We start from the raw sequence: 8,834 nt of genomic DNA, 5'->3' as shown, positions 1-8,834 counted from the left end.
ATGTGTGGGTTAGAAAAAACACTATATATTGTAAATTATAAGCTGAGGCGCTCTAGTTTTTCAATCCGACTCTGAATTGGCGGGTGGGTACTGAATAAATTTACTACGCCGTTTTTTCCGAGATGCTCCGAGCCGCGCCCGAAGGTGGGGATCCCCTGGACGAACAGACCTCGCACTTCATGGACGCCCTAGTCCGCGACCACACCCTCTCCACCGCGGAGGCGGCGAAGGGGCTGGCCGCGAAGGGCGACACGGCGGCGCTCGTGGAGGTCGCCCTGGGCTTCGAGCGTGAAACGATACGCTTTTTCGCGACGGTCAAGGACGTGGCGCGGGGGATAGACCGGAATCGGCTGGAGCGGATTCTCGATGAGGAGCGGGGGCACGTGGAGCGCCTCGAGGCCTACCGGAAGAGTTTGGGGGTTTAAGCGGGCCGACGCTCCGCCCCCCACCACGGTCCCTTCCCCAGAGCGGATGGATATATGTAAATGTGTAACCCGGCGCTGCGATGACGTAGGGGCCGACCTTCAGGTCGGCCCGTTTTTTATGATGTAGCTGTCTTTACGCTCCCGGCCCCGACCCTCACCCTAGCCCACTCCCCAAAGGGGAGAGGGAACATGCGGAACCCCTCACCCTTAATCCCTCTCCCACAGGGAGAGGGAGACCGTTCCAACCACAATCCCGCCCGTTGCGATGACGTATCTCCCACAGGGAGAGGGGGCCGCTACACCCCCACCCCGGCCCGTTCCTCGCTGCGATGACGTAGGGCGGGGATTCCTATCCCCGCCGCATCTACGTTACCAACACTGCCCCTCACCCTAGCCCGTAGGCGAGCCTCTCCTCAAAGGGGAGAGGGGACATTGCCTACCGCTTTTAACATGCCGGACCCGCGTCAGCGGAGAAGCTCCCGGAGGCCGGGGGGCACCTCGCAGCCGGGGTCCAGCGACCGGGCCTCCTCGATCCACCCCCGCGCCGTGTCGATTTCTCCCAATTTATAAGCCAGCCGGGCCAGGGCGACGCGGGCTCCGGGGTCCAGGGGCGCCGCGTGGGCCCGCTTCTCCCACAGGGCGTAGGCCTCGGAAAAATTCCCCAGCTCCTCCTGCACCGCGGCCAGAAGCCCGGCCGCCGAATCGTCGCCCGGCGCCAGGTTGTACGCGCCCCGAGCCCAGTCCAGCGCCTCCGCCAAGAACTCCGCCGCCAGCTCCGGCTCCCCCCGCGCCCGGTACGATAATCCCCGGTCCAGCGCCAGCCGCCCCAGGGCCACCCGGGGCTGGATCAGGTCCGGCCAGAGCCGGAGGGCGCGCAGGTACAGCCGCTCGCCCTCGGCGATTTTCCCCAGGGCGACCTTCGTCGCCGCCAGGTCCACCAGGGCCGGGGCGTGCTCCGGGTGGAGGGTCACCGAGCGTTCGAGTACCGCCTCCGCCTCGTCGAGCCTGCCGGTCTGGCGCAGGTTGAAGGCCAGGGGGCCGAGGACGCGGGCCCGCTCGTCACCGGCCTCCACCGCCCGGGCGTACTCGAGGGCCGCGTGGGCGTAGAGGTTGTTCCGCTCGAGGTCCGTCGCATCGTCGAGCGCGGCGACGGCGACGGGGTTGGGCGGCAGGTCATTGAATACCACCGGCTCATCGCCCGCGCTCAACGGTCCGCCCAGAACCGCCAGCGCCCCCAGCGGCCAGGCGAGGTGGGCCCAGCGCGGCATTCCCCCCCGCGCGAGGACCAGCACGGCCAATCCTATTCCCAGGACGGCCAGGGCGATCCGGCTCCACAAAGGCTGCGGGAGCAGGATAGCGATGAGGATGCCCGCACCCGCGGTCACCGCGGCGAAAACGCGCCGGCCGTTTTTCAAGAGGCCGCCCACGAGCGCCTCCGGCCGCAGCTCCATCACCCCCGCACCGAGAACCGCGACGGCCGGCACGCCCCAGGTGAGCGCGCCGGGGAGCGCCGTGGTCACCGCCCCGCCGATGAACGCCGCCAGTCCCACGCCCAGGGCGGCGACCGCCGAGACCCCGATGAAGAGCCCCGACAGCGGCCAGACGCGCCGCAGATTCAACGGGCGCAGGTGGATGAAGGCCTGCGCCGCCGCGAACACCGCCAACGTCCCCAACAGGTAGTAGTTCACCGTCCCGGCGTAGCCCGCGGCCAGGAGAAGGCAGACCGCCCCGACGTTCCTCCGCTCCCGGTCGGTGAGCGGGCCGTCGCTTACGCTGGATGGCTTGTCCCCCGTTGAATCCGCCGGCAGGAGCATCCGTATCCCCAGCGCGGCGTGGAACACGGCCAGGACCGCGCCGAGCATCGCCATCCAGTCCAGCGGATTGTCCAGGGGAAGCCCGGAGCCCACCGCCCGCCAGCCCAGCCACAACCCGACGCCCGTCGCCAGGGCGAATCCGCCGGTGTCGAAGCGGAAGGCCCACCGGGCGACCTCCTTCAGCTTTTTCCATCCGTAGACCAGGAGCCACAGGGCCAGGAGCGGCGTCAGGTACAGGAGGTCCAACAGCGCCGTGGAGTAATCGGACAGGTCCAGCACCGGACGCAGGACCATCCCCCGCGTGCCGAAGAGCGCCGCCACGTGCGGGATGCCGGACCCGCAGGCCCGCAGTAGATGGTGGAAGATGTAGGGCAGGCTGAAGACGTTGACCATCACGAAGAAGATGACCGGCAGGCTCACCAGGGCGATCCAGATTTTCTTCCGCTTCAGGTAGACGTAATAGCCGCCCAGAATCACGCCCAGCGCCGCCTCGAGCCGCACCCCCGCCGTGGCCCCCTCGAACTCCACCCCCGGGTTGAAGTAATTGGTGACGCTCCACCAGAAGCGCCCCGGCTGGATGGGCAGGTAGCTGATCCGCGCCCCGGCATGGCCCGCGATGAGCTCGAAGAGCGGCGGGAGAATCGTCAGCGCCCAGGCCGCGATGAGTACCTTCGTCACCCGCTCCACCCGCTCGCCCGAGAGCGCCGCCAGGACCAGGGGGATGAGCACGATGCCGGGCAGGTAGGCCAGGGGGAAGTGGACGAGGAAGGCGGCGGGGTAGTAGAGGGGCGCGCCGGCGGCCAGCGCCTCGAAGACGTTGCGGAAGGCGAAGGTGGCGGCGAGAATCGCCAGCCCCCGCCCGAGGGTGACGGGCGCTCTCTCGAAGTAGTCCAGCAGCCGGACCACCCTCTGTTCGACCCAGCGGTAGGCGCGCGCAGCCACGTTAACGGCCTCCTCGACAGCCGACGATTATAACACCCGCCGTAGCTTGAATATATGTAGGGCGGGGTTTCCTAACCCCGCCGCTTTTTTTACAAGACAGCCCTCACCCCCGATTGCAATGATGTAGGGGCGACCCTCTGCGGTCGCACGCGGGCCGACCAAAAGGTCGGCCCCTACACCAGCTCGTCGTAGCCCGAGAACTTTTTGAAGGTGGACTTCTTCCAGGCGCACACCGGGCAGAAGTCGGGCAGGGGGTCGCCGGCGGAGACGATGTGCGTGTAGCCGCAGTTGGGGCAGATGTAGACGTCGCCGATGGCCCAGTCTTTCCCGGAATCCACGGACCGCTTGGCGTCGGCGTACATGACGGCGTGGATCTTCTCCGCCTCGACGGCGAAGTGGATGCTCCTCTCGGCGTCCGTCTCGCCCTGGAGCTTGGCCACGGCGTCGTAGGCCGGGTACATCTCGTCCACCTCGAAGTTCTCGCCGTCAATGGCGGTCTGGAGGTTGTCGCCCGTGCCCTTCAGCCCCCCGAGCACCCGGAGGTGGTTGGTGGCGTGGACGCGCTCGGCGAAGCTGACGGCGCGGAAGAGCTTGGCGACGTTGGCCAGGCCGGCCTTGTAGGCCTCGTCGGCGAAGGCGGCGTACTTCACGTGGGCTTGGGATTCGCCGGCGAAGGCGGCCCAGAGGTTCTGCTCGGTCATCTTGTGCATCGTGGGTCAATCCTCGCGTGAGGGGTTGGTTCTTGTGTGCAAACCCGTGCCGCAACGCGGGCGCGCCACGGGATTAAAATTCATTCTATCAGCACCAGCCCATAGTAATTGGGCTTGCACCCCTCATCCTTGAGAACCTCAAGGGGAAACCCGTGCGCCTTGACGGTGGAGAAGACGTCTATGCCGCATGCTTCCATGGAGGGTCTGGCCTCTTCCGGATACTTGCACGTATCGCCACATTCGTCGCACAAATAGCACGGTCCGGCACCCATTCCGAAAGCCTTCTCGAATCCGTTTAGAAACATCTCCCGCTCCAGTACCACGACGATGCTGTTCAGCGGCGTGTTTTCGTCGCCGTGGATCAGTAACGCGCATTTGTACGCCGAGATTACGTTTTTCGTCTCCTCCGGTGTGGGGGAGTGGGGTGGACAGGTCAACCTCTTGCCGTACCCCCGGCATCCGAAGCGGCACTTCTCCCTCACCCACTGTTCGACCGACACCGTGTCCGCCGGAATGACCTTGACGTCCCTGGCCTTCATTTCCAGCGCATGTTTGACGTAGGCGTCGAATTTCTCGTTTTGTACGGTCGGTCCAGTACTCACGGTATCCATCCCGCTATCTCGCAAACGCGAAAGCCTCCTGGCACCCGGACGCTTACCCCCGGATGGGTCACATCGTCAATCGAGGGGGTTGCTCCTTCGGACCCAAGTCCTCTGCTATGTCTCAAATATTTTACACGAGTTGACGCGGATATACAATTTGACGCGCTCTCAATCAAATTACAAGCCAGGGAACCACCGGGAAGATTCCCCCAGAAAAAAAGGCGGTCGGCGCAACGCCTCCGCCCCGTTCGAAAAAAAACTTACATCTCAATCGAGAATCTCGAAGGCATCCAGGTCGGCACCGCACTCCGGGCAGATCCAGTCGTCGGGAAGGTCGTCGAAGCTTGTTCCGGGCTCGATGTCACCCGCCGGATCACCGCGCCGGGGGTTGTACACGTAACCACAAACAGTGCATTCGTACTTCTCCAATGTGCCTCCTTGGCTGGACCGTTCGGCCCCGGTTGGACGCGGTTCGTCTTCCACCCAATGCGTGGCTGAGCCTAGGGGAATTATCGCCATCTTTTGGAAAAAAGCAAGCCTTTTTCACTGAAGAAAGGAAATGCGCGGCGCGCCGTGGCCGATTCCGCGGCTGACGCCCGTTTCGCTTCCCGAGAAAACGCCGCGAGCCGGGTTTAAAAATCCGCTCGAAGGCGTCCGGCGGGTCGCTGTGCCGATTCCGCGACGGACACCCGCGTCAATTTCCGAACAAGTGCCGCGAGCTGAGTTTAAATCCGCTCGAAGGCGTCTTTTTCCGCCCCGCACTCCGGGCAGACCCAATCGTCGGGCAGGTCGGCGAAAGCGGTGCCGGGCTTGACGCCGCCGCCCGCGTCGCCCTTCTTCGGATCGTAGATGTAGCCGCAGATGGTGCACTCGTACTTGTCCATGCCGACTCCTCGGTTATCGTGGCGGTGTGGTGAACGGCCAATTCACGATCAGCGCGGTTTTTCTTCCAAGCCGCGCCGGAAACAGGCCAGGTTGCGCTCGAGGTGCGAGGGCTTGCTTTGGGCCCCTATCCCCTCCTCGATGAACCGCCCGTCGAATGGCAGGGCGCCCGACGCCGCCAGCGCCCCCAAGAGAACGGCGTTGGACGAAATCCAGCTCCCCCGCTCCACGGCGAAGGCGGTGGCGTCCAGGGCGATGACCCGCCCGGCGAACCCCTTGAACGCGGCGATAATCTCCTCCACCGGCGGGTAGGGCTCCCTCTCCAGCCGCACCCACAGCGGGTCTATCTTCGAGGTGTTGAGGAGCACGCCGCCGCCCCGGAGCAGGTAACGGCTCGAACGCCAAGCCTCCACCGGCTCCAGGGCGAAGAGGACGTCGGCCTCGCCCGGGGCGATGAGGGGGCTGGAATCGGGCGTCCCGCCGATGCGCACGGTGGAGACGACCACCCCGCCGCGCTGGGCCAGCCCGTGGGTCTCCACGCTCCTCACCGAGACCCCGGCGGCCTTAGCCGCGGAGGTTATCACCCGGGAGGCGGCGCCGATACCCTGGCCCCCGACCCCGACGATGAAGCGGAAGTCTAGGATAAAAATCGCGGGCTGTAAACTCGCGGAACGCAAATGAGACGGGGAGGCGGCGAACGGTTCACACTTCAAACGTAGGGGAGGGTCTCCTGACCCTCCCGTTTATAAAAGCAGCCCTCAACCTAGCCTTCGTAAATGTAGGGCGGGGACTTTAGTCCCCGCCGCTTTTTAGGTAACCCTCACCCTGGTGACTCCTAGAAATAGTACCGCAGGGCCAGGCCGCCGGAAACATCGAAGCCCATCCCCGGAATTAAGTACAGCCCCAGGCCAAGCTCCGCCGACGCCCCCAGGTGCCCCTCCAGGAAGAGGTACTCGACCCCGATCAGGCCCCGGCCGGAGACGTACATCCCGCCCTCGGGGAACTTGCCCTTATTTTCCTCGAAGACGGCAATCCGCCCGCCGACGCCCAGGTACGGCCGCCAGGGAGATTCCAGCCAGCCGAAGTGGAAGAGATAGTCCGCCCCGGCGGCGATGCCCCCCCCAAGGATGGACCAGGCCAGGTGGAAGTCTATGGCGGACGGGGGCGAGAAGTTCCACTTGGCCGAAAGGCCGGTCGGCTCGCCTATGATGAGCCCGAGGCCGAAATCGCGCACCTGCGCCGACGCCGTCAGCGCCAACGCCAGAATTAACGCAACCGTGAGAATCCGCATCGTCTACCCTCCCAAATTGAAATGAAAAACACACACATCGAGTATAATAGTAACACTTGGGAGGTCAAAGATGCGTAGCACAATTTTACTGGCAACGTTGATTGTTACCGTTGCGGCGGCGCAGACGCCCGCCCCGACGCCCTCCGCCCCCGTCGAGGAATCCAGGGCCGAGGCGGACAGGACGCCGATGATGGAGGCCGAGGCGACCGCTTCGATCGCCACCGGCCAAACCGCCGACGACCAGGGCGGGCAGCTCGTCTACGAGGACGCCCAGGGCCGCTGGATTCTCTCCTGGGGGCCGCAGTACGCCGACGACCACTCCTGGTACGAGTACTACCCCCTGGCGACCACGTTCACCGCGCCCTTCGATTGCCGGCTGGTCGCCTACCGCATCCTGTGGTCGGGCTACCCGGCGATGGTCTCCGTCCAGGCGCAGGCCACGGATCCGCTCCTGGAAGTGATGCTCTACGCCGACTCGGGCCAGGACGGGACGATGAAACCCGTCGGAGAGCCGCTCCACACCCTGACGATGAACATGAGCGGGGCCGCCGCGGCGTGGATCGAGGTGGACGTCTCGGACTGGGACGTGGAGCTGGGGGAGGGCGAGGTCATCCACCCCGGCTGGAGCTCGAACACGGAGCTTTCCAGCGGGCTCTCCAACGCGCTGGCGCCGGGGTCGTATTCCTGCTGGTACTCGTCCGATTCGTCGAACGGGCCGGTGTGGATGGACGCGCAGAACGACTGGATGCACGTGGTGGAGGCGGTGGTCGAGCGGATGTAGGCGGCGTGCGGCGACCGGAGGCGGGAGGCGGCGATTTTTCGTTTGCCTATCCTTCCGCCGGTGAGCTATAATTCCCCCTTGGGGGTGATCCGCGGGATAGAAAACGTTTAACAACTTGGGCGTCAACCCGCCGGAAACGTCGCAGCATGGTTAACCAGTCGGCCGTTTCCGCTTTTTTATCCCGGACCTCCTCCACCCCGCCCCGACAGACCCATTCCGGGCCGATCCGGCCGTAACCCCAGGAGGTGAGCGATGGTCCGTAACCTGCAATTCATCGATGGAAACCTGATCCCCTCCGATCAAGAACAGAGTCCGTTCCAGATATTCATCACCCCCACGACCGTCGAGCTACAATCCCTGGTGGACCGCTACGGCATAGACTCCTACAACCTCTCCTCGGCCCTGGACCCCGACGAGCTGAGCCGCTTCGAGTACGACCTGGACGCCCGCATCCTCTCCATGATTCTCAAGGAGCCCACCCAGTACGCCCCGGAGGACGAGTTCTTCTTCAAAGTCACCTCCATCGGCATCTTCCTCACCCCGGAGCGGCTGATCATCGTCGCCCCCCAGGAGATCAGCCTGCTCAACGGCAAGCTGCCCTTCAAGCTCGCCACACTCAACGACGTGATGCTCAGGCTGATCTACGAGGTGATCAACCACTTCCTCGGGCACCTGAAGGTGATCAACGTCGTCGCCGAGGATATCGAGGACAAGATCAGCGCCTCGATGGACAACAAGTACCTTTTGAACCTTTTCACCCTGGAGAAGAGCCTGGTCTATATCCTTAACGGGCTGAACCAGAACGCGATGGTGCTCGAGAAATTGCGCGTCAACGCCCGCCGCCTAGATCTCTCGGAACGCAACGTCGAGATTCTCGAAGACATCGCCATCGAGAACAACCAGGCCCTGAAGCAGTCGGAGATATACTCCAACATCCTCTCGAACCTGATGGACGCCCGCGTCTCCATCGTTAGCAACAACCTCAACATCATCATGAAGCGCCTGACGATCCTCACCGTGACGATCATGCTCCCGACCTTCGTCGTCAGCGCCTTCTCGATGAACGTCAAAATCCCCCTGTCCCAACTGGATTACGCCTGGCCGATCATCGTTGGCTTCAGCGTTTTAGCCGCGGTTATCTTCCTCGTCGTCTGGCGCTTCTGGCGCAAGTAGCACTTTCCGTAGTCCGACGGCAGGATAAAAAAAGGGAGCCCGTATCGGCTCCCTTTCGCATTGCTTCTACTCTAGCCCCCATCCACGGGCACCCACTCGCCGGTTGACTCGTCGTACTGGTAGGCGTTGCCGTCCTCGTCGTAGGCCGTGGAGCCGTCCTCGGGCGCCGGCGGGGATACCTCCGGAATGTTGTCCAGGCTTGATTCGGCGTCTT

The 8,834-nt window shown here is 64.2% G+C and carries 10 protein-coding genes; 3 read left to right on the top strand and 7 right to left on the bottom strand.

Going from position 1 to position 8,834, the window contains the following annotated elements; genetic code table 11:
* The first annotated feature begins 122 nt into the window (after positions 1-122).
* Entirely contained in the window at positions 123-425 is a 303-nt protein-coding gene (locus tag NTW26_06505; protein ID MCX7021908.1) for a hypothetical protein, read from the top strand.
* A gap of 464 nt (positions 426-889) precedes the next feature.
* On the opposite strand, the gene NTW26_06500 is transcribed toward NTW26_06505, so the two are convergent.
* The 7 genes from NTW26_06500 to NTW26_06470 form a co-directional block, all read right to left on the bottom strand.
* Entirely contained in the window at positions 890-3,181 is a 2,292-nt protein-coding gene (locus tag NTW26_06500; GenBank protein ID MCX7021907.1) for a hypothetical protein, read from the bottom strand.
* Between the two features lie 173 nt (positions 3,182-3,354).
* Positions 3,355-3,891: a rubrerythrin family protein gene (locus tag NTW26_06495; protein MCX7021906.1), complete on the bottom strand. Its 537-nt coding sequence runs from the start codon at positions 3,889-3,891 to the stop codon at positions 3,355-3,357.
* Between the two features lie 80 nt (positions 3,892-3,971).
* Positions 3,972-4,502, bottom strand: a complete 531-nt coding sequence (locus NTW26_06490; GenBank protein ID MCX7021905.1) for a DUF2284 domain-containing protein — start codon at positions 4,500-4,502, stop codon at positions 3,972-3,974.
* A 258-nt stretch (positions 4,503-4,760) separates the two neighbouring features.
* Complete coding sequence (locus tag NTW26_06485; protein MCX7021904.1) at positions 4,761-4,922, bottom strand: rubredoxin; 162 nt, start codon at positions 4,920-4,922, stop codon at positions 4,761-4,763.
* 296 nt (positions 4,923-5,218) lie between these two features.
* Positions 5,219-5,377 (bottom strand): rubredoxin, encoded by a 159-nt coding sequence (locus NTW26_06480; protein ID MCX7021903.1) that lies wholly within the window; start codon positions 5,375-5,377, stop codon positions 5,219-5,221.
* A 48-nt stretch (positions 5,378-5,425) separates the two neighbouring features.
* On the bottom strand, positions 5,426-6,088 hold the full coding sequence (locus NTW26_06475) for an indolepyruvate oxidoreductase subunit beta (GenBank protein MCX7021902.1): 663 nt from the start codon (positions 6,086-6,088) through the stop codon (positions 5,426-5,428).
* A 122-nt stretch (positions 6,089-6,210) separates the two neighbouring features.
* The gene (locus tag NTW26_06470; GenBank protein ID MCX7021901.1) at positions 6,211-6,666 is read right to left on the bottom strand and encodes a hypothetical protein; all 456 of its coding nucleotides are present in this window, start codon (positions 6,664-6,666) and stop codon (positions 6,211-6,213) included.
* 70 nt (positions 6,667-6,736) lie between these two features.
* On the opposite strand from NTW26_06470, the gene NTW26_06465 reads away from it, so the two are divergent.
* Positions 6,737-7,447 carry a hypothetical protein gene (locus NTW26_06465; GenBank protein ID MCX7021900.1) on the top strand — a complete coding sequence of 237 codons (711 nt, stop codon included), beginning with the start codon at positions 6,737-6,739 and terminating at the stop codon, positions 7,445-7,447.
* A 252-nt stretch (positions 7,448-7,699) separates the two neighbouring features.
* Entirely contained in the window at positions 7,700-8,620 is a 921-nt protein-coding gene (locus tag NTW26_06460; protein MCX7021899.1) for a magnesium transporter CorA family protein, read from the top strand.
* Positions 8,621-8,834: the final 214 nt, after the last annotated feature.

This window comes from bacterium (assembly GCA_026398675.1).
Lineage (GTDB): Bacteria > RBG-13-66-14 > RBG-13-66-14 > RBG-13-66-14 > RBG-13-66-14 > RBG-13-66-14.
This window is presented reverse-complemented; position numbering and strand designations above follow the sequence as displayed.